This window comes from Streptomonospora alba, from assembly GCF_000826685.1.
Classification (GTDB): Bacteria; Actinomycetota; Actinomycetes; order Streptosporangiales; family Streptosporangiaceae; genus Streptomonospora; species Streptomonospora alba.
Map to the genome: position 1 here is coordinate 23982 of NZ_JROO01000009.1, position 19983 is coordinate 43964.

The 19983-nt window shown below is 69.2% G+C and carries 18 protein-coding genes and 1 tRNA gene; 8 read left to right on the forward strand and 11 right to left on the reverse strand.

Features of this window, described 5'->3' with window-relative positions; all coding sequences use genetic code 11:
- Positions 1–4: 4 nt before the first annotated feature.
- Both LP52_RS27055 and LP52_RS26175 read right to left on the reverse strand, forming a co-directional pair.
- The gene (locus tag LP52_RS27055; RefSeq protein ID WP_157036210.1) at positions 5–955 is read right to left on the reverse strand and encodes a hypothetical protein; all 951 of its coding nucleotides are present in this window, start codon (positions 953–955) and stop codon (positions 5–7) included.
- Positions 955–2235 (reverse strand): DUF3696 domain-containing protein, encoded by a 1281-nt coding sequence (locus LP52_RS26175; RefSeq protein ID WP_040271211.1) that lies wholly within the window; start codon positions 2233–2235, stop codon positions 955–957. The genes LP52_RS27055 and LP52_RS26175 overlap by 1 nt, the downstream gene beginning before the upstream one ends.
- 359 nt (positions 2236–2594) lie before the next feature.
- On the opposite strand from LP52_RS26175, the gene LP52_RS29085 reads away from it, so the two are divergent.
- A complete protein-coding gene (locus tag LP52_RS29085; RefSeq protein WP_449336603.1) occupies positions 2595–2756 on the forward strand; it encodes a hypothetical protein in 162 nt (53 codons plus the stop codon).
- Between the two features lie 70 nt (positions 2757–2826).
- Here the strand turns inward: LP52_RS29085 and LP52_RS29090 are convergent, their stop codons facing one another.
- Together LP52_RS29090 and LP52_RS05105 are read right to left on the reverse strand one after the other, a co-directional pair.
- Positions 2827–3003: a hypothetical protein gene (locus LP52_RS29090; RefSeq protein ID WP_449336604.1), complete on the reverse strand. Its 177-nt coding sequence runs from the start codon at positions 3001–3003 to the stop codon at positions 2827–2829.
- A 310-nt stretch (positions 3004–3313) separates the two neighbouring features.
- Positions 3314–3384, reverse strand: a tRNA-Gly gene (locus tag LP52_RS05105).
- A 117-nt stretch (positions 3385–3501) separates the two neighbouring features.
- On the opposite strand from LP52_RS05105, the gene dcd reads away from it, so the two are divergent.
- Positions 3502–4098, forward strand: coding sequence for a dCTP deaminase (gene dcd, locus LP52_RS05110; RefSeq protein WP_052809448.1), 597 nt, complete (start codon positions 3502–3504; stop codon positions 4096–4098).
- Positions 4099–4239: 141 nt separating this feature from the next.
- On the opposite strand, the gene LP52_RS05115 is transcribed toward dcd, so the two are convergent.
- Positions 4240–5244: an SDR family NAD(P)-dependent oxidoreductase gene (locus LP52_RS05115; protein ID WP_040271213.1), complete on the reverse strand. Its 1005-nt coding sequence runs from the start codon at positions 5242–5244 to the stop codon at positions 4240–4242.
- 110 nt (positions 5245–5354) lie between these two features.
- Positions 5355–5981, reverse strand: coding sequence for a rhomboid family intramembrane serine protease (locus LP52_RS05120; protein WP_040271214.1), 627 nt, complete (start codon positions 5979–5981; stop codon positions 5355–5357).
- A 534-nt stretch (positions 5982–6515) separates the two neighbouring features.
- Between LP52_RS05120 and LP52_RS05125 the strand changes: the two genes are divergently transcribed.
- The 3 genes from LP52_RS05125 to LP52_RS05135 all read left to right on the forward strand — a co-directional run bounded on the left by LP52_RS05125 (position 6516) and on the right by LP52_RS05135 (position 10119).
- Positions 6516–7853: a quaternary amine ABC transporter ATP-binding protein gene (locus tag LP52_RS05125; RefSeq protein WP_193789953.1), complete on the forward strand. Its 1338-nt coding sequence runs from the start codon at positions 6516–6518 to the stop codon at positions 7851–7853.
- Positions 7850–9091 carry an ABC transporter permease gene (locus LP52_RS05130; protein WP_040271216.1) on the forward strand — a complete coding sequence of 414 codons (1242 nt, stop codon included), beginning with the start codon at positions 7850–7852 and terminating at the stop codon, positions 9089–9091. Before LP52_RS05125 ends, LP52_RS05130 begins: the two co-directional genes overlap by 4 nt.
- Before the next feature lie 74 nt (positions 9092–9165).
- Positions 9166–10119: a glycine betaine ABC transporter substrate-binding protein gene (locus LP52_RS05135; RefSeq protein WP_052809449.1), complete on the forward strand. Its 954-nt coding sequence runs from the start codon at positions 9166–9168 to the stop codon at positions 10117–10119.
- A 637-nt stretch (positions 10120–10756) separates the two neighbouring features.
- Here the strand turns inward: LP52_RS05135 and LP52_RS05140 are convergent.
- The 3 genes from LP52_RS05140 to LP52_RS05150 all read right to left on the reverse strand — a co-directional run bounded on the left by LP52_RS05140 (position 10757) and on the right by LP52_RS05150 (position 13904).
- Positions 10757–11269 carry a hypothetical protein gene (locus LP52_RS05140; protein ID WP_394298183.1) on the reverse strand — a complete coding sequence of 171 codons (513 nt, stop codon included), beginning with the start codon at positions 11267–11269 and terminating at the stop codon, positions 10757–10759.
- 306 nt (positions 11270–11575) lie between these two features.
- A complete protein-coding gene (locus LP52_RS05145) occupies positions 11576–12532 on the reverse strand; it encodes an alpha/beta hydrolase family protein (protein WP_084722907.1) in 957 nt (318 codons plus the stop codon).
- A 535-nt stretch (positions 12533–13067) separates the two neighbouring features.
- Positions 13068–13904 (reverse strand): pentapeptide repeat-containing protein, encoded by an 837-nt coding sequence (locus LP52_RS05150; RefSeq protein WP_040271217.1) that lies wholly within the window; start codon positions 13902–13904, stop codon positions 13068–13070.
- Positions 13905–14558: 654 nt separating this feature from the next.
- Here LP52_RS05150 and LP52_RS05155 point away from each other — a divergent pair.
- Entirely contained in the window at positions 14559–15071 is a 513-nt protein-coding gene (locus tag LP52_RS05155) for a hypothetical protein (RefSeq protein WP_040271218.1), read from the forward strand.
- Positions 15072–15176: 105 nt separating this feature from the next.
- On the forward strand, positions 15177–16232 hold the full coding sequence (locus tag LP52_RS05160) for a maleylacetate reductase (RefSeq protein WP_040271219.1): 1056 nt from the start codon (positions 15177–15179) through the stop codon (positions 16230–16232).
- 151 nt (positions 16233–16383) lie between these two features.
- Here the strand turns inward: LP52_RS05160 and LP52_RS25610 are convergent, their stop codons facing one another.
- Complete coding sequence (locus LP52_RS25610; RefSeq protein WP_052809451.1) at positions 16384–17088, reverse strand: AMIN-like domain-containing (lipo)protein; 705 nt, start codon at positions 17086–17088, stop codon at positions 16384–16386.
- A gap of 412 nt (positions 17089–17500) precedes the next feature.
- Entirely contained in the window at positions 17501–19141 is a 1641-nt protein-coding gene (locus tag LP52_RS25615; RefSeq protein WP_338011615.1) for a serine/threonine-protein kinase, read from the reverse strand.
- 262 nt (positions 19142–19403) lie between these two features.
- Between LP52_RS25615 and LP52_RS05175 the strand changes: the two genes are divergently transcribed.
- The gene (locus LP52_RS05175) at positions 19404–19958 is read left to right on the forward strand and encodes a histidine kinase (protein WP_193789954.1); all 555 of its coding nucleotides are present in this window, start codon (positions 19404–19406) and stop codon (positions 19956–19958) included.
- Positions 19959–19983 lie beyond the last annotated feature (25 nt).

Here is a 19983-nt window from a genome sequence, read left to right on the forward strand (position 1 = left end):
CCCCCTAAATGATCCTCCGCAGCATGGCAAGTAGTCCGCGCAGTTCCTCGACGACCCCTTTCCCGATACTCTCAAAGTCGCTGGCGGTGATCTTGCCCGGCGCAGCCTCACGTTCCAGCAGCTTCGTCAGGTTGTCGCCGAATCCGCTACCAAGCACATCGACGGTCGTGTCCTCGAGATCACTGTACAGGTCTCCGTGGTTCGTACTAGGTTGCGGCTTTCCGGCGAATCCCTTCTTCATATCGAAGTACCCGCGTTGTTGCGCTGAGAGGAGCTTCAGTGCATCAATTCGTCTTCCAACTTGCTTGTGGGGGGTGACAGCAGCGAGTACCTTGTTGGGTACGTAGTTCTCCGCTTCGCGCAACTCCAGCACATGGACCCATGCTCCTAGTTGCCGTAACTCGTCGGCGGTTCGGTGGGACTTGGTGCTCTGACCCGGTTGAAGTCGGTCACTGTCGAGCAGCACCGCCACACGCTTGGTGCGCCTGAAGCGGTTGAGGTCTTCGGCACAGTGGTCCTTGACACGGCCACTTCCTCCACCGTGTTGAAGTTCCAGATGGTTTGTGGAGAGTGCGCGGAGAACGTCATTGCCGTCGAGGACATGCGCGACCGCAACGAGGAAGCTCCGATCGGAATACCTATCCTCCACGATCAGGTAGGCGGACTGGCGCAAGTCATGCACGTCATCATGCAGAGTCTCGCTGGTGACATTAACGGGTGGTTGAGTAGCACCACTGCCGGCCCATGCCTGGTTGACGCTGGCCTTGCGCGCGAACTCGGCGGCTGAGGATCCCAACCGCCCGAAGTTGCGGTGGCAGTAGTCGCCTGCGGTGACCGCGTCCCGAGGGTCGATGACCCAGTCGTGACGGCCACGGACGAATTCTTGGATGAGGTCGTAAATTTGCCGGGAATGCCCATCTGCTTCGAATAGTTTGGAGCAGAGCCGAACCCGCATCAGCGCTCCATCGATCTGCTCTGTGCCTCAGTAAGCGCCCGGGCCTCTTCAAAGTCCTCGGAGAACACGCCCGTGGGCCAGTAGTCGAGGTTGCCCAACCTATCTACCCCAACCCGGCGTGCCTGAGCCGAACCTTCGGAGTGCTCGACGAAGTAAATGGAGAGGTCCTCCGGAGCGATCTCGCCCTCGGCGACGCGACGGCGCAGCCGGAGTAGGAAGGTTTCGCTATGTGTCTCCACGAGATAGCGTACGGCGGTCTCACGGCTCCCGCGCAGCAATAGGTCCGCCACCATCGCGTGGGCCGAGGGATGGAGATGCAATTCCGGCTCCTCCACCACTTGCAGGACCGGGCGTTGGGGTGACTGCGCCGCATCCATTGCCCGTTGCGTCAACAGCGGCAACAATTGTGCAACACCGGTTCCCGCATCTCGAAGGTTAACTTTGACGTGTTTTTCGGTCAAAGCGCTGAGATCTAGCGTGAAGTGCCGGTCGTCAAGGCTGTGCACCTCGAATTTCCATCCAGGAAGATGCTCGGAGAGGAGATCGTTGATCTTATCGATGATCTGCCGTCGTCCCCGAACCGCATCGTAGCCGATCATGCCCAATGCTTCCTCTCCGGAACTACCCACTGCAAGGGGTGCACGCGAGGGCAGGCGGGCCACCCATTCCGGTCGTTCACGGAACGGGCCGAGGTAGCGGATCCGGTCGAATCCTTCCCGAATGACGGAAGCAGCAAAATCTGTTGGTGAAGAGGAAAGCGTGGGCTCCCGTATTTCGGCTGGCAGTAGTCCACGAAATGAAAGCGACTGAAGTGAGCTCTCGCACTCTTCGGGATTTCGCACTCGATATGAGCGCCGCGAACTCCATGCACTTTCGTCTTCCTTGTAATCCCAAGTCATTTGAGTCGCTGTGGAGTTCGCCCGCAAGACAAGTTCGCTTATTACCTGGGTTTGCCATTCATCAATGTTCTGGATTGTCGCCTCCAGGCCGAAGGGGCCGAAGGCTTCGTGTTCAAAGTCCAGTCCGAGCTGGACTCTGCCGTGGGGGTTTCCGCCATAGATGAGGTCGGAGAAGGTCGGCGCGGCGTCACCGAGTAGGTCGAGGTCCAGTGGCAGGGAAGACTGGGTCCGCACGCCCGTTGAGAGCACGAGAGGGGCGCGTACCAGCGCGCTCTTGCCAGAATTGTTCTTGCCCAAGACGACCGTGATGCGCCCGAGTTCGATATCCTGTCGGTCGTCGAAGCAACGGTAGTTCTCCACGGAGAATCGTGAGAGCGCCATGCGGTCGAGTCTAGACTGTCGGTGCGGGCCTCGCACCACCTACGCTGCTTGCGCAGCGGGGCGCGATGGCCACCGATAAGCGGGGGGTAGTGGTGGCTAGAGGCGCGACCCCCGATGGTGAACGAGTCCTCGATCGCCTCGGAACATCTTGAACGATCGTCGGCATGGCAGCGCCACACGGCGGGCCGCCAGTAGTCTGGGGGATCGGCGCAGCCCGTTGTGTGGCGGGCTTCGGAACCGGAAGCTCTCATAGATTTTCGGGGGGTTCCGAAGTAGGTTCCTTCCTGAGTGGGTGGGTATGTCCGTTCTCGTTGCACTGCGCGGCGGGGCTCGTATGGGCATTTCGCCTGCTCGGGCGCGTGGCGGTCGCCGTCAGCGGCGATGAGGATCGCAACGAATCCGAGAACGTCACGCGCGTCTCCGTCACCGAGGTGGCGGTCGCCGTCAGCGGCGACCGAGGATCGCAACTCTTCGGACCATCCCTGCCAGCGGCGCGGCAGGTGCAGTGGTGGTCGCTGTGAGCAGCGGCCGAGGATCGCAACTCCATCAGCCGGGTATCGCGGGCGATGTCCTCAGGAGTGGCGGTCGCCGTCAGCGGCGGCCGAGGATCGCAACAGCCCAGCCGGGAAGCGTGCGGACAAGGATGTCGTCGTGGCGGTCGCCGTCAGCGGCGGCCGAGGATCGCAACACGGGCTTGTCCTCGCCCTTCTCGGCGGCGGTGTCGTGGCGGTGGCCGTCTGCGGCGGCCGAGGATCGCAACTCCCTCATACGTCCGCGCACGTCCTGTCTCAGAGGGGTGGCGGTCGCCGTGAGCGGCGGCCTCCACCCGCATCCGGCGCTGTTCAGGTGGCGGGCGCCGCCAGCGGGCAAGGTGCGGGGCGAGCCCTCGCAGGCTCACGGAGCCGGCGGGGCCATCCCGTGCACCCTGGTGCACCCTCGCCGCGGGGCCGGATGACGGGATGGAGTCTGCACAGCGGGCCGTCGGCGCGAGGTCGTGCACCCTTGCGTGCACCCTGGGCATGAAAAAAGCCCTGCCTGTTCGATCTGGTATAGCAGGTCAGGGCTATTTTTCGTACAGAGCGGATGACGGGAATCGAACCCGCGCTATCAGCTTGGGAAGCTGAAGTTCTGCCATTGAACTACATCCGCGTGGCAGCAGAGGCTCTCGAGCCTCCGCCGACGTGTCCCAGTCTAACGGATGTGTGCGCGGTAGGGGTAACCGGCGCTGGGGCCTGCGGGTGTGGGTGAGGCGGTAGGTTCTGGAGGGTGCTGCTCTCCGATCGCGACATCAGGTCTGAAGTCGAGGCGGGGCGGGTCAAGATCGATCCGTACGATCCCGGGCTCGTCCAGCCGTCGAGCGTGGACGTCCGACTCGACCGGTACTTCCGGGTGTTCGAGAACCACAAGTACCCGCACATCGACCCTGCCGTGGAGCAGCCCGACCTGACCCGGCTCGTGGAGCCGGACGGGGACGAGCCGTTCATACTGCACCCCGGCGAGTTCGTGCTGGCTTCCACCTACGAGGTGGTCGCGCTGCCCGAGGACATCGCGAGCCGACTGGAAGGCAAAAGCTCGCTGGGGCGCTTGGGCCTGCTGACCCACTCCACGGCCGGGTTCATCGACCCCGGGTTCTGCGGGCACGTCACCCTGGAGTTGTCGAACGTGGCGACGCTGCCGATGAAGCTCTACCCCGGGATGCGCATCGGACAGCTGTGCATGTTCCGGCTGACCTCGCCCGCGGAGTTCCCCTACGGCTCCTCGCAGTACGGGTCGCGCTATCAGAACCAGCGCGGGCCGACCCCTTCGCGGTCGTACAAGAACTTCCGGTGGGGGACCGGCGACAACAGCCCCGCGGAGGCGTAATCGCGGATTGCCGAGGACGAGGCCCTTCCGACGCCGATCGCCGGCTGCCGGACCGTGGCACCGCCGGCCGGCGGCTGAAGGCCCGCAGAACCCTCGGCTCTTCGCACCCCGGTAACGGCTACCTACCGCCCCTCCCCGCCCCTACCGCGCGAACGCGTCCACGCCCGTCAGCTCGGCCGACAGGGTCCACAGGCGAGCGGCCTCCTCCGGGGCGACGGCGTAGGTGCGCACCCCCGACGGCGTGCTCGCGTCCCCGGTCTCGACCGCCTCGGCGATGTCGCAGTCCTCGCAGTACACGCCGCCCATCCCAGTGAGCTGAGGCGAGGTCGCCGCCCATACCTGGGTGGCCGCACCCTGCTCGGGGGTTTTGAACCGCGGGTTGATCTGGTTGCCCTCCTCGTCGATCCAGCCCGCGGCCACCATCTCCTCCTTCGGGAGATGGCGCTGTAGGGGAGTGAGGATCCCGCCGGGATGCAGGGAGAACGCGCGCACTCCCTGGTCCTTGGCCAGCGCGTCGAGGTGGACCGCGAAGAGCGCGTTGGCGGTCTTGGCCTGCCCGTAGGCCTCCCACTTGTCGTACCCCCGCTCGAAGTGCACGTCGTCCCAGCGGATGGGGGAGCGGTGGTGGCCGCGTGAGGAGACCGAGACGACGCGGGCGCCCTCGCCGTCGTCCTCGCCGCCGGTGATCGCCGGCCAGAGGCGGTTGACCAGGGCGAAGTGGCCGAGATGGTTGGTGGCGAACTGGGCCTCCCAGCCCGGACCGACGCGGGTCTCGGGGCACGCCATGATCCCGGCGTTGTTGATCAGGATGTCGACGCCGCGCCCCGAGGCCAGGAAGCGGTCGGCGAAAGCGCGGACGCTGTCGAGGTCGCCGAGGTCGAGCTCGTCCACCTCGACTCGGTCGGCGGCCTCCGCCCCGATCTCTGCGACGGCCTCCTCGGCGGCCGCACGGCGGCGAGCTGGGACGACGACGTGGGCGCCCGCCTCGGCGAGGGCCCGGGTGGTCTCCAGACCGAGCCCGGAGTAGCCGCCGGTCACGACGGCGAGCCTGCCGCCGAGGTCGATGCCCTCCAGGGCCTCCTTGGCGGTGGTCCGGGCTGAGAAGCCCGATCCGATCGGGCGTTGCGGCGATCGCTGTGTGGTCATGGCCGTGATGCTAGGGCTTAGAGCGCACTCCAACTCAAGCCCGCCGCGCCCCCGCCGCCCGCCCTTCTCACGTCGACCGCCCTCCGCCTTTCGCGTCGGCCGGCCGTCGGCTAGCCCCGAGGTGCGCCGTAGCCCCCGTACCCGCCGTATCCCGGAGGAGGGCCGGGCGTCACCGGGCGCTGCTTCTGGCGCCGGGGCAGCACGTAGGCCGCCAGGAGCCCGCCGAGGAAGCCGAAGAGGTGGGCCTGCCAGGAGATTCCGGACTGCTGGGGAAGCACCCCGAAGATGAGCGTCCCGTAGAAGAGGACCACGCAGATCATGATCACGATGTCGGCGGTGCGCCGCTCGATGATGCCGCGCAGGACCGTGTAGCCGAAGTAGCCGAACACCAGCCCGCTGGCGCCCACGGTCAGCGTGCCGGGGGCGGCGAGCAGCCATACGCCGGCCCCGCTGACCAGGATCACGATCACCGTGGTCCACAGGAACCGCCCCAGTCCGCCGAAGGCCACAAGCGCCCCCAGCACCAGGAACGGCAGCGAGTTGCTGAGCAGGTGGCCGAAGCCCGCGTGCATGAAGGGGGCGGTGGCTACGGCCCAAGCGTTGTCGACCGTCCACGAACGCAGCCCGAACACCGTGTCCAGCGCGCCTCCGAAGACGGTGTCGATGATCTCGAACACCCACATCGCGGCGAGCATGCCCGCGACGGTGAGGAAGCCGACTATGCGTGAGTGAGTCACCCCTACGACTCTATGCGACCGCTTCCAGCCGCCCCCAGGCCGGTTACAGGCTGTGGACGAGCATCCGCAACCCCCGGCAACCGCTCCATTAGCAGAAAATCACGGTATTCACATGCGGGCGGCCTGAGCGTAGCCGGTATGAGCAGCCAAGACGTTCGAATTGTGATGGCGATCACCGCGATGCGAAGTGTGGCGCAGATCACATTCGTGTGGCACTCGCTGGCCTAAGTTCCGTGCGCACGTCGGCTTTCCGGGTCCACCCCAAGGGTAAACGTGTTATCTCTCCGTGACGATGTCGGGGGCAAGTCTTCGCACTTCATCGGTAAGGTTCGTATCGCCATAAAAAGGACGTGAAGAGCGGTGAGGACTCGGCACATGCGCAGGGGGCCCCGACCCGGGTGGGCCTCGTGCCCAGGTGCGGACACGCGATCCGGTCACCGAACGTGATGACAACGCGTATCGCCGACGCGCGGAGGCCCGCCCGCGGGGCGGCCCGCTCTTCCGCGCGCCCCGGACAGACCCGAAGAGGAGACCGTGCCAGCAGTACGCGCAGACAAGCTCTACAAGATATTCGGCAGGCGTCCGACCAGGGCCGTCGAACTGCTGGCGGACGGCCGGCACCGCGATGAGATCACGTCGCTGAACGTCACGGCCGCGGTCATCGACGTCTCCTTCGAGGTGGAGCCCGGCGAGATCTTCGTGGTCATGGGGCTGTCGGGGTCCGGCAAGTCCACGCTGATCCGGATGCTCAACGGCCTGCTGCCCCACACTTCGGGCTCGGTCGAGATCGAGGGCACCGACATCACCAAGCTGGGCAAGTCCGAGCTGCGTAAGCTGCGCAGCGAGAAGGTCAGCATGGTCTTCCAGCACTTCGCGCTGTTCCCGCACCGCAGCGTCCTGGACAACGCGGCCTACGGCCTGGAGGTCCGCGGTGTCGCCCGCGACGAGCGCGACGCCAAGGCGCGCGAGGCGCTGGCGATGGTCGGTCTGGACGGTTGGGAGCACAAGGTCCCCGGCCAGCTCTCCGGCGGCATGCAGCAGCGCGTCGGCCTGGCGCGCGCGCTCGCCGCCGACACCGACATCATCCTGATGGACGAGGCCTTCAGCGCGCTGGACCCGCTGATCCGCCGCGACATGCAGACCCAGTTGCTGGAGCTGCAGGCGTCGCTGGGCAAGACGATCATCTTCATCACGCACGACCTCAACGAGGCCATGCGCCTGGGCCACCGCATCTGCGTGCTGCGCGACGGCCGCGTCGCCCAGATCGGCACCGCCGAGGAGATCCTCAACGACCCGGCCAACGACTACGTCGCCAACTTCGTCGAGGACGTCGACCGCACCCGCGTGCTCACCGCCTCGTCGGTGATGGAAGCCCCCATCCCGGTGGTCGACCCCGGCCAGGGCCCCCGCGCCGCGCTGCGGACCATGCGCGACAACCAGACGCCCTCGGCGTTCGTGGTGCGCCGCGACCGCACGCTGGTCGGCGCCGTCAACGAGAACGCGATCGGCGAGGCCGTGCGCGACAACGTCAAGGCGCTCGACGGGCTCGTCGACTCCCTTGAGCGCGTGACCCCCGACACCCCTGTCGCCGAGATGTTCGCCCAGGCCGCCGAGAGCTCCTACCCGCTGGCCGTGGTCGACGACGAGGAGCGCCTGGTGGGCGTCATCCCCCGAGGCACCCTGCTCGCCGCGCTGGCCACGCCCAACGGCGACGACAACGAGACGGGCGAGGAGCCGTCGCGGGGCGAGGTCGGCGAGTCCGGCACGACCGACGACACCGCCGGCACCGCCGAACAGCCGCACGAGGACGCGGCACAGTCCCAGCCCGATCCGGGCGGCGACGCCCAGGCCACCGAAGGGAGCCGGCAGTGAGCCCCGTTTCCTACGCCGTGCCGGTGCCGCGCATCCCCGTCGGCGAGTCCTTCGACAGCGCGATCAACTGGCTGCGGATCAACTTCGAGGTCGTCTTCGACTTCATCGGCATGGTCATCCAGATCTGTGTCGACAACCTCTTCAGCCTCCTCGCCGAAACCTCGGCCACCCAGTTCACCCTGGCCGCCGCTGGGGTGGTGGGCGTCGGGCTGCTGGCACGCAAGCGCTACGCGCCCACCCTGATCGCTGTGGCGATATGGGCCGGGTTCTACGTCGCCGAGCTGTCGGCGGGCCTGGCGGCGAGTGTGATCGCCTCGCTGCCCGCACCGCTGTTCGTGTGGGCGATGAACCTGTTCGGCTCCAGCTACGTCTACCCGCCGCTGGTCCTGGCGCTGCTGCTGTTCGCCGCTCTGGTGGCCCTCAGCTTCATCGTCACCCGCGACCGCGGCCAGCAGATCATCGCCGCGGCCTCGGCTGCGTCGCTGCTGGCGGTGCTCGCCCTGCACTTCATCGTGGGCGTGCAGCTCTCGCTCATCGTCGGCGCGCTGCTGGCGGTCCTGGCCTACTTCATCGCCGGCTGGGGCGTGGCGCTGTTCAGCGTGCTCGGCTTCCTGCTCATCATCAGCATGGAGAGCTGGAGCAACGCGATGAGCAGCCTGGCGCTGATCCTCGTGGCGACGCTGGTCGCCGTGGCGGTCTCGGTGCCCATCGGCGTGCTGGCGGCCCAGAGCCGCAAGGTCAGCACCGTGATCAAGCCGGTGCTGGACTTCATGCAGACCCTGCCCGCGTTCGTCTACCTGCTGCCGGCGATCGCCTTCTTCAGCATCGGCACCGTGCCCGGCGTCATCGCCACCGTCATCTTCTCGATGCCGCCCGGCGTGCGGCTGACCGAGCTGGGCATCCGACAGGTGGACAAGGAACTGGTCGAGGCAGGCGAGGCCTTCGGCGCTCCGGACTTCCAGATCCTGCGCCGGATCCAGATCCCGCTCGCGCTGGCCACGATCATGGCCGGCATCAACCAGATCATCATGCTGAGCCTGTCCATGGTCGTCATCGCCGGCATGGTCGGCGCCGGCGGTCTGGGCAACGACGTCTACACCGGCATCGCCCAGGGTGATGTGCCGGTGGGCTTCGAGGGAGGTATCGCCGTGGTCATCCTGGCCATCTTCCTGGACCGGTTGACCGGGGCCGTCACCCGCTTCTCCCCTGCGGCACGCGCACAGCGCGCGTCCGCCTAAGCCCCGCTCCCCGCTCCGCCGCCCTCCGCGTCGGCGGGGCTCCGCAGAATCACCCGCACACAAGAGGAGGAATCGTGAGCGACCGAAAGCGCTCCACGAAGCTGTTCGGCCTCGGCGCCGCAGCCCTGTCGCTGACGCTGCTGGCTAGCGCCTGCGGCGGCGGTGGCGGCGAAGGCGTCTCCACGGGCCCCGAAGAGGGTGAGGGCGGCGGTGACAAGGAGATCACCATCGGTCTCATCCCGTGGGAAGAGGACATCGCCGTCTCGCACCTGTGGAAGGCGGTCCTGGAGGAGAAGGGCTACGAGGTCACGCTCGAGAACGTCGACGTCGCCCCGGTCTTCCAGGGCACGGCCGACGGCGACATCGACCTGTTCATGGACACCTGGCTGCCCAACACCCACGGCGACTACATGGACAAGTACGGGGACCAGGTTGAGGATCTCGGTGCCTGGAACGAGAACGCCAGCCTCACGCTGACGGTGCCCTCCTACATGGAGGACATCAACTCCATCGAGGACCTCCAGGGCGAGGCTGACACCTTCGGCGGCGAGATCATCGGCATCGAGTCCGGCTCGGGCCTGGTGCAGACCACCGAGGAAGAGGCCATGCCGACCTACGGCCTCGAGGAGGACTACAAGCTGGTCAAGTCCTCCACCCCGGCGATGCTGGAGGAGCTGCGGACGGCGATCGAGGACGAGGAGCCGATCGTCGTGACGCTGTGGCGTCCGCACCTCATCTACGCCGAGCAGGACCTCAAGGACCTTGAGGACCCCGAGGGCGCGATGGGCGACGCCGAGTCGATGAACGTCATCGCTCGGGACGGCTTCTCCTCGGACCACCCGGACGTCAGTAAGTGGCTGAGCGACTTCCAGCTGTCCGACGACCAGATCGGCAGCCTGGAGCAGACGATCATCGCTGACCACGAAGGCGAAGAGACCGAGGGGGCCAAGGCCTGGCTGGCCGACAACCCCGACTACCTCAATGAGGTCATGGGCGACGACGCCGAGGGCCTGGACTTCAGCTCCTAAGGCGGGTATGCCTCGTAGCGTCTGACCTTGGACGCCGCATCCATTCGAAACACCGCGGGTCGTGTTCCTAGGAACACGACCCGCGGTTAATTCCTGCACCCCCGGTGCTGGGCGACCCGGTTCGCGGGAATCAGCTTACCGGAGTTCCATGGGTGCCCTCGTTTGTCAGGTTGATCGTGGTGTGGCCGTCCGATATCCGATCGGATGCTGGTTGTGGACAGCCCTAGAAGTACGTTGTTCTAGGGAAAGTAAAGGTCCAACTGCCAGACATCCTTATAAATGGGAATGCAGCGCCAAGTGCTAGCGTCGTCGCGCTGTCTGACAAGTGACACCCCTGTATTGTTGCACGCTTTGTTGGTCGAGTACTGGGCCCAGGGGTACCAGCCCTCCAGGTCCGCAGTGGTTTCCGTTGCGAGCGCGGTTCCCGTTGCGAGCATGGCTCCCGTTAGGGCCACGATTGTGACTGCCGCGGTCCGGCGTGCCAGGGACTTGACCAAAAAAGCACCTATATAGGGAATTTTATTTTCTGTATTCGATAGACTAACAAAGTATTGGTTGCAATCAAGGGGCAGTGAAGGCGACGTGTTTTTGCTAGTCATAAATGAATGCCCTGGTCGGATGATGCTTTTCGCGGTCCTCAGCGCCCCGAGGTCAGCGAGCGGTCGCGCGGGGGGATCCCCGCGGTGCTCATGAACGCGTCGACCTTGGCCGGGGAGGTCAGGCCCGTCAGCGGAAGGTACGGGCGGCTGGCGCGGCGCCCCTGGACGGAGGGGAACTGGCGCGGTCGGCCCGCGACGTCGCACAGCCCCAGCGAGCGGGTGCGCCCGCGCAGCACGTAGTAGGAGCCGACGTCGGCGAAGGGGATGCGCACGATGTAGCGGCCGCGGGTGTAGCGGAACTCCCCGTCCTCGACCTCCAGCACGGGCACCCGCAGCCGGATGCCGTCGATCAGCAGGACGAGCCCGCCCACCAGCGCCGCGGCGCCCAGCGCCACCGCCGCCCATGCCCCCATTCCCGGATCGGCCGTCCCCCACAGCCCGCTCAGGCCCGCGGCCGCCGCGACGGCGCCGATCGGCAGTAGCAGGGCACCTGCCCACAATTCCGCCCGCTTGCGGCCCATCGGGCAGGTCAACCGAACCTTCTCGGACACGGGGGTTGCCTCTTTCGCTGAGCGTGGGGATGGACGTGGATACCGCGGCCATCGGAACCATATCGGTTCGGAGGGCGGCCGCACGGCGGTTTGCGGTGATCGGCGGCGCCGTTTTCCCGTCTGTCCCGAAAGGTTCCGGTGCGCGCGGAACAGCGCCTCGGCACCGCCCCCGCACACACCGACGGCGGCCGCGCGCGGCGGCCGCCGTGGTGCTGCTGCAGTGCTGCTGTCCGGATGTCCCCCCGGCGTCCGCCCCCGGCTTTCAGGGGATGGAGGGGCGGGCGCCGGACTCAGGAAGCGGGCCGGTTACCAGGGCCAGCCGCCGCCGTCACCGCCGGAGCAGTGGGTCTCGCGGGAATCCGAGAGGTCGGAGCCCCAGCCGCCGCTCTCCGGGGCCGGGCAGAGGAACTGCTCGTAGCGCTGGTCCTCGTCCACGTACAGCTTCAGCCAGGAGATGCTGTACTTGGCGATGGTGGTGTTGTTCGTGTTCGGCGCGAAGTGCGACGCGCCGTCCAGTTCCAGGTACGCCTTGCCGGGCGAGCTGGGCAGGCTCTCGTAGAACGGGATGGAGTGCCTGCTCACCGAGGCGATGGAGTCGTTCTCGGCGCCGATGATCATGGTCGGCACGTCGACGCTGCCCCAGGTCTTGTCGCTGTGCCACGGCGTCAGCGGGATGGCCGCCTTCAGCCCGGGCCGGTCCTCGGAGACGGCCAGCGTGCCGCCGCCTCCCATGGAGTGGCCCATGACCGCCAGCCGGTCCTCGTCCACGATGTCGGAGACGTCGCTGTCGTCGGTCAGGTAGTCCAGGGCGTCGTCCATCTGGCGGCCCCGGCTGTTGGGCTGGTCGTAGCGGGTGTTGGTGTCGATGGTGAACACCACGAAGCCCTGCGAGGCCAGCCGCGGGCCCAGCCACGACATGGTGCTGGAGCTGGCGGTGTAGCCCGGGGCGACGACGACACCGCCGTAGGTGTGGCTGTCGTCCTCGGGGTAGTAGATCGTTCCGCCGCCGAACCCGCTTACCAGCGAGGAGACGCTCTCCTCGTCGGTGTCGAACGGGCCGGTACGCGCCTCGATGCTGTCCTCTGACGGGTCGGGGCCGATCTCGTCGGCGTGCGCCGGAGTGGCGACGGCGGCGGTGCCGCTGACTGCCAGGGTGAGGGCGGCGGCGATCCGACCGAAGGCCCGCAGGGGGCCTCGGGCCGCGGATGCGGTCTCGGACGCGATGGTCGCCTCCGGTTGCTCGGTGGCGTGCTTTGCGAACATGGGGAATGCTTCCTTTGCCTCGGGACGGGGAGCGCTGCTCGGCTCGCACGGGGGTCCGCGGGCGCTACCCGCTGTCAGTTCCAAGGGGAGAGGATCAGCGGTGCGGAGGCGGGCGGGGTAGGGGATGGGGGGATGGAGATTCCGCCCGGTCGCTGCCGCTGTCTACCGTCTATCGGGGGATGTTCGAGCGCCCGCGTGAGCCGATGCTGAGCGCGGGCACTTCGTAACTATCCGCAATCGCGGCTTCACCGAATATCCGTTGATTCACCAGTGTCCGCGTCGTCGCATGTGAGGCGGGGGAAATCGGTTCTCGGCGCGAACGGCGCCGGCCCCGAGCAGTCGTGCCGGGGCGCTCCGCCGGCGGCGCCGAGTCGGCTCTCCGGCCGGTGCCGATCCGGCCGCGCTGACCGAAACGTGACGGGTTTCGGCGAGCCGCCCGAGCTCGACGGTTTCGGCGCGGTGGGCCGCAAGCCGTAGCCGGGAGCGGTTCGCGCGAAGCGGCGTGCCGCGGGTGGTGGGGGCCCGCCGGCCGCGGCTACCAGTGCTCGGGGCGCTCCAATGCCCGGGGCAGCCGGGTGGCGGCGTCGCCCTGGGCGGCGTTGGCCTGGGGCTGGGTCATGAACAGCGCACCGGTGAGGTCGGCGCCGCCGATGCGGGCGTCACGCAGATCCGCGCCGATCAGGTCCGCCCGGCGCAGATCGGCGCCGCGCAGGTCCGCGGCGATGAGCAGGGCGCCGCGCAGGTCCGCCGCGCGCAGGTCGGCCTCGCGCAGCTTCGCTCCCATCAAATCCGCACCGGCCCGATTCTGCGCCGTGCCGGGCTCGTGCTCGCGCGCGAGCACGCTCGCCCGCCGCAGCAGCGGCTTGGCGCGCTCGCGCAGCCCGTCCGGGTCGGCGTCCCGCAGTTCCGCGGCACCGGCCTGTGTCAGCAGCGCGGTCTCCTCCCGTACGGCGCGCAGTCCGGCGTCGATCGGCTCCGATGAGGGCAGCGAGCGGGCCTCGTCCAGGTACCACAGCAGCTCGTGCAGCCGGCGCATCACCCCGAAGGCGTCGAACACCGCACGCGCGGTGCCGGGGTTCTCGCGCCACGAACGCCCCGCGAAGGTCACCTGCGAGACCTGCTGACCCGCGCCGAAGCAGTCGAACACGGCGCAGCCGCGGAACCCCTCGTCGCGCAGCCGGGTGTGGATGGTGCAGCCGTAGTCCTCGCCCAGATTCGAACACGGCTGCCCGGCCGGCTTGTCCACAGGGAAGTCCGCCGAGACCGAGAACGGCAGGGCGGTGCAGCACAGCCCGAAGCACGACGAGCAGTCCGCGCGCAACTCCAGGCGACCCGGCGCACCCGGCCCCCCGTCCGGCTGAGTGTCTGCCAATGCGTCCTGCCCTCGTGTGCTGGGGTGCCCCGGTGCGCCCGCTTCGGGATCCGGCATCGAGGCCACGTACGGATTCCGCAACCGAGTCTAGATTCCGGTGCAGGTCCCGACGACCGGCGACCGGCGACCGGCGACGGCAGAAGCCGGTCGCGGTCCGGTCCGCGGCTCCCTCCGCCCTCCGGTCGGCGACGGACCTCGCCGACGACGATTCGACGACGATGCGGGCCCGCTCAGCCATAACCTGTCGGGTGCACTCTCCCGCCGCGCGCACCGAGGCAGCCGACAGGGCGGCAAGGCGGTGGGACGGCCGGGCGGTCCGGGGGCGGGGACGGAGAGCCTCGGGAGTGTGACGCTGCGAAGGTGGGACCGACGACCGTATGCAGGGAATCCGTGCGGAAGTCGGGAAGAGATCGCGACGTTTTCGAGAGGCCCGGTTGTTAGGGTTGCGGCCGGTTGCCCGGACATGTTGTGCGCATCTGCGCACAGAATCCCCCACCGGACGCCGCGACGGATTGGATCCCCCCAGTGAAGAGGCTTTCGTCGGACTCCCGGTCCAGCCCGCCCGCACAGCCCCGATTCGAAACCGGGATCGAAACCGGGGACGGTTCCCGACCGGAACCGACCGTCCCGCCTGACGGCGGCCCGGAATCCGCCATGCCCGAGAGCGCCGCCGCCGTCGCGCGCGAGCACCGCCTCGGTGTATCCGTCAGTGTGCACGCCCATCCAGACGTCGACCACCGGCGCGCGGCGGTGTACATGCTCGCGGCCGGTGCGACCGCGGCGGCGGTGCTGCTGGCCGCCGAGTCGTCCGCCGCCTCCACCTACTCCGAGCTTCCCCGGATCTCCCGGGTGGTCCTGCTGCTGCCCGTCCTGCCCGCCGCACTGTGGATGGCCGCCGTACTGCGCGGCCGCAGGGGCGTCTACCTCTTCGAACGCGGCCTCGTCGTGCGCGAGGGGCGGCGGTTGCGGGCGGTGCCGCTGGCCGAGGTCGCCGCGCTGAAGCAGATGCCCAGCGACAGCACCGAGGGCGACCTCAAGCTGTGGGTCCGCAACGGGCGGCCCCTGGTGATCTCGGGCCTCTACACCCCCGACTCCGCCCGACTGTTCGCCGTGCTCCGCCGCTACGCCGCCCGGCACGGCCTGCCGGCCAAGCGGCCCAAGCACTAGGACTCCGCCGGTCCTGTACTCGTGTCGTCCTCGGCGTCCGAATCGACTACACATGCAAGATCAGCTCGGCTCGGAGCGGCCGCCCAGCGACGACGAGGGAGAACCATGCGCGACAGCACGCCCGCCGGCGTCACCGTGCACGAAACCCTTCCCTGCCGGGTGCTTGTGGGGCTCGGCGCCCGCCATGGGATCCCGGAGGAGGTCGAGCGGCTCGGCACCCGGCGGGTGCTGCTGGTGGCGACCCCCTCCGCCGGCGGCGCCGCGGACGAGCTCGCGGCGGCCCTGGGCACCCGCCTGGCGGCCCGGTTCGGCGATCCCGTCGTCCACACCCCTGTGGAGGTGACCCGCGAGGCTATGGCGGTGGTCGAGCAGGCGGGCGCCGACAGCGTGGTCGCCATCGGCGGCGGTTCGGCGATCGGGCTGGCCAAGGCGGTCTCGGCGCGTGCCGGCCTGCCGCAGGTCGCCGTGCCCACGACCTACGCCGGCTCCGAGGTCACCCCCACGCTCGGGGAGACCGAGAACGGGGTGAAGACCACGCGGCGCGATCGGGCGCTGGCCCCCGGCACCGTCGTCTACGACGCCGAGCTCACCCGCACGATGCCGGCGGGGCTGACCCTGACCAGTGCGCTGAACGCCTTGGCGCACGCGGTCGAGGCGCTGTGGGCGCGCGACCGCACGGCCGCCAGCGACGGGCTGGCGTCGGAGTCCGTCGAGGGCGTCCTCGCCACGTTGCCGGAGGTGCTGGAGGACCCCGCGGCCACCGCCCCACGCGAGCGCCTCCAGTCGGCGGCCTGGCTCGCCGGACTCTGCCTCGCCCAGACCACGATGGGACTGCACCACCAGCTGGCGCACGCCCTCGGCGGAACCTTCGACCTTCCCCACGCCGAACTCCACGCGCTAATGCTGCCGCACGTGATGGCGTTCAACCTGCCTTCGGCGCCGCACGCGGCCCGGCGGCTGACGCGCATCGCCGGCCGCGACCCGGTCGCCGCCGTGGCGGACCTGGCGCACAGCCACGCGGGACCGACCAGGCTCAGCGAGCTGGGCGTGCCCCGCGACGGGCTGCGCGGCATCGCCGAACGGGTCGTCGCCAAGCCCTACCCCAACCCGCGGGAGGCGGACGTCGACGCGCTCACCGGGCTCCTGCACGAGGCCTGGTAGACGCTCGGGCACGCAGGCTCGGCGGGGTCCCTACCGTGCCGGCGCCGCGGCTGCACAGTGGAGGCGGCGGTACGCGCCGGGGCGGCCCGGTGATCGCTCTCGGCGCGCTGCGGAGGGCGAGAGGCGGGCCGCCGCCGGAGGGGCGGACGACTCACCCGGGGCTGTGGGCGACGTCGAGGACCACCGTGCGCACGCCCTCGTCCTCGTCTGCACGCGAGAACACGCGGAACGGCAGCTTCTCCCGCGCACCGACGGCGATCGTCGTGACCGCCTCGAACGAACCGGCGTAGCGCACCGAGCGCAACGCGTCCCAGGAGGCCAGCTCGCTCTCGGGAACCAGGTGCTCCCGCGCCTTCGCGAGCGGCTCCTCGTCCATGCCGCCGCCGGGGGTGCCCCGCGCGGGGGAGTACACGATGAGCTTCAGCGCGGCGCCGCCCGCGACGGGCACGGGCCTGCCGCTGCCCGGCTCCTGGACCTCGGGCCGGTACTCCGCACGGAAGCCGGTCTCGGCGGTGCCGCCGATGTCGAGGACCACGCGGTCGAAGCAGTCGTGGCGTCCCGCACGCACGTCGGTGATGGGATCGCCCGAGTTCCCCTCCCGTACGTCGGGGCGCAGCGTCCAGTTCTCGGTCGTCCCGCACGTCGGCGATGCGGCGCCGTCGTCACCGCCGCCTGCGCCGTCCGCGGGCGCGTCGCCGGCCGTGGACGTACCGGTCTGCGTGGCGGTGCCCGGAGTCGGCGACCGCGGGGTCTCGACCGTTCCCGTGCCGTCCGGCGACTCGGGTCCGTCCCCGCCGCCGCACGACGCGAGCGGCAGCACCAGCGCGGCGGCCCCGAGGGCGGCGAGTATCCGCATGGCGGGTGCCCACCCTTCCGATGTCGGCGCCATGGGTTGTTCCGCGTGCTACCCGGGGTGCCCGGCCCACATGCCCTCGGGTCCGGCGGTGCGTCTCCGCCGGATGCCTCCGTGCAGGTGGGCCGGTAGCGGACGGGTGCGTACAGGCGCGAGGCGCCGCCGCAACCACCGGTGGTGCCGACAGCAGACGCCGCGAAAGGGGTACCGGGCGGTTGCGCGGCCGGGGCGGGTGCCTCACCGCTGATCTTGTACCTACGGACACGGAGAACGATTTCCAGTGACAGTGGGTACAAGATCAACGGGGCTCGGCGGAGTCGGGACCGGCGGTCGGCCGTGTGGGGAACGCACCGCCGGGAGCGCCGAGGCGGCCAGTCCGTGCAATGCCCCGCATACCCAGCAGGCACTGAGGCGGTCAGTCCGTTCGGGTGAGCGCGAGTGTCGATTTGGCGCCGGGGACCTTCTCACCCCATGCGTACTCATCGAAGAAGTCGATGGTCATGCCCGCTCCGGTGATGGTCAGGTCAACCTCGTCGCTCCAGTCCCACTCCTCCCCGCTCACGCAGCTGAGGGACGAGGCGCCCTCGTCCATGCCGGTGAACGCGATGTGCGCCCGGTAGGCGTCGCCGTCGTCGTTCTTGCCGAGCAGCCTGATCGTGGTCGAGCACGCCTCGTCGTCGAGGGATTCGAGGTCGGCGGCCGGCTTCCCGGCCTCGATGTGGGCTTCGAAGCGGGTGCCGGCGTCGGTGACGCCTTCCCACGTCCCGGCCTCTTCTTCCGAGAACCGCTGGTCGTCGGAGGCGACGCCGCCCCCTTCGCTGCTTCCGCTCGCATCATCTCCCCCGGCGTCGTTTCCCGCTGCGTCGCCTCCGTCGGCGTCGGCGCTCGCTGCTTCTCCGCCACTGTTGCCGCCCGTGCCTTCTTCGCCGCCCTCGGCGCCGTTCGGCCCCAGGGCGTTGCCGAGCAGCACACCCGTGCCCACAAGCGCGACGGCGGCCACCACGGCGCCGGCGCCCAGTAGCCAGCGGGATCGGCGTTTGCCTTGCCTGGGTGGGCCGACGGCGTCTGTTGCGGGTGCCGTGGTGGGTGTGTGCGGTCCGCCCGCGACGGTGGCCGAGCCGCCGCCGTGCGATACGGCCGTGTGCGCCTCGCGCATGGCTTGGCTGAGGCCGGCGGCGTCGGAGGGGCGCCCCTGGCGGCCCAGCAGAGCCATCAGCACGTCGACCGCGGTGGGGCGTGCTGCGGGGTTTTTGGCCAGCGCCGCGGCGATCAGCGGGCGCAGTGTTTCGGGCAGCGCTCGCAGGTCGGGTTGGGCGTACAGGACGTTGTGCAGCACGTTGGGGACCGTTCCGCCGTCGAAGGGGGAGGCGCCCGTGGCGGCGCAGACCATAACCGAGCCCCAGGCGAAGACGTCGGAAGCGGGTGTGACGTTGCCGTGGGCGATCTGCTCGGGCGCCATGAACGACGGGGTGCCGATGCTGGAGTCGGTCAGGGTGCCGGTGCCTTCGGTCATCTGGGCGATGCCGAAGTCGATGACTCGGGCGCCGCCGTCGCCGAGCAGGACGTTGCCCGGCTTGAAGTCGCGGTGGACGATGCCGGCCTCGTGGATGGCGACGAGGGCGGTGGCGGTGGCCACGGCCAGGCGGCCGAGGTCGCCGCCGCCCATGGGGCCGTCCTGGCGCAGGAGCTGGGACAGGGATCGGCCTTCGACGTATTCGCTGACGATGTAGGGGGTCTGGGCGTCGAAGTCGACGGCGAGTACGGCGGCGGTGCAGAAGGAGGCGACTTGGCGGGCGGCGTCGGCTTCGCGGATGAACCGCCGGCGGACGCGGGGGTCCTCCAGCGCTTCGGCGCTGAGGCGCTTGACGGCGACGTAGGGCCCGCCCTGGGCGGATCGGGCGAGGTAGACGGTTCCTTGGCCGCCCTTGCCGAGGCGGCCGAGGAGCCGGTAACCGCCGATCTCGGCCGGGTCGTCGTCGGTCAGGGGCGCGGGTTCGGGCATGCCGGATGCTCCATGGGGGGATAGACCGGTGCGCCGGCGGGCGGGACGGTGCAGGACGGCGACTGCGGGTGCTGGAAGATTTTAACGTCGCCGAGTGCGCTCCGGCTGTGATTCGGTGCGGCCGCACCGGGCCAACGGCGGCGACGACGCCCTGTGCCGGCGCCCGCACCTGCTCGGGTCGCGAGCCGAGTCGACGGCGGGTGGTGTCGGAAGTCGAGGGCCTCCGTCGGCGCGCACTGGGCGGAGCGGCAGGCGTGGCGTCAAACCGAGTCAGATGGCGCTTGACTTGACATCACTATGACGTCATAGTGAAGTCATGGATCTGCTGCCGTATATCGACACCCTCCGCCGCCAGCTCGTGGTCGCCGCCGAAGCCGGCGACGAGGACGCCCGGGCGGTCGCCGAACGCCTGACCACGGCATTGGAGCCGGCCGCACGGCTGGCTCTGCTGGACGCGCTGTCCGCCGCCACGGACGAGATCACCCGCGACCTGGCCCCGGGCTCGGTCGAGGTCCGGCTGCGCGGGGGGCAGCCCGACTTCATCGTGACACCACCTCCGACCGACGTATCGTCCGAAGACGGCACCGGCGGCGGCGCCGAGGCGTCGCATGGCCGTCACGATGACGTCACTGGGGAAGCCCGGGGGGCGGCGGGTTCGTCCGACGCCGACGAGGGGGGCACCTCTCGGATCACCTTGCGCATGCCCGAGAACCTCAAGCTGCGGGCCGAGGAGACGGCCCGCCGCGAAGGACTGTCGGTCAACGCCTGGCTGGTGCGCGCCGTGGCCGCCGCGCTCGACTCCGGGACACGCCGGGTCGGCCGGAGCGCGAGCCGCCAGGTCGGGCGCAACTACACCGGCTGGGTCCGCTAGCCGCACCCCCGCCCCACACCACCTC

What these genes read in the sequence shown, in the direction of transcription:
- LP52_RS29090 (WP_449336604.1), bottom strand. Translation starts at nt 3,003, where the DNA reads ATGAGGGAGTTGCGATCCTCGGCCGCCGCAGACGGCCACCGCCACGAC.
- LP52_RS05175 (WP_193789954.1), top strand. Translation starts at nt 19,404, where the DNA reads ATGGATCTGCTGCCGTATATCGACACCCTCCGCCGCCAGCTCGTGGTC.
- LP52_RS05160 (WP_040271219.1), top strand. Translation starts at nt 15,177, where the DNA reads ATGCGCGACAGCACGCCCGCCGGCGTCACCGTGCACGAAACCCTTCCC.
- LP52_RS05155 (WP_040271218.1), top strand. Translation starts at nt 14,559, where the DNA reads ATGCCCGAGAGCGCCGCCGCCGTCGCGCGCGAGCACCGCCTCGGTGTA.
- LP52_RS05145 (WP_084722907.1), bottom strand. Translation starts at nt 12,532, where the DNA reads ATGTTCGCAAAGCACGCCACCGAGCAACCGGAGGCGACCATCGCGTCC.
- LP52_RS05115 (WP_040271213.1), bottom strand. Translation starts at nt 5,244, where the DNA reads ATGACCACACAGCGATCGCCGCAACGCCCGATCGGATCGGGCTTCTCA.
- LP52_RS25610 (WP_052809451.1), bottom strand. Translation starts at nt 17,088, where the DNA reads ATGCGGATACTCGCCGCCCTCGGGGCCGCCGCGCTGGTGCTGCCGCTC.
- LP52_RS27055 (WP_157036210.1), bottom strand. Translation starts at nt 955, where the DNA reads ATGCGGGTTCGGCTCTGCTCCAAACTATTCGAAGCAGATGGGCATTCC.
- LP52_RS26175 (WP_040271211.1), bottom strand. Translation starts at nt 2,235, where the DNA reads ATGGCGCTCTCACGATTCTCCGTGGAGAACTACCGTTGCTTCGACGAC.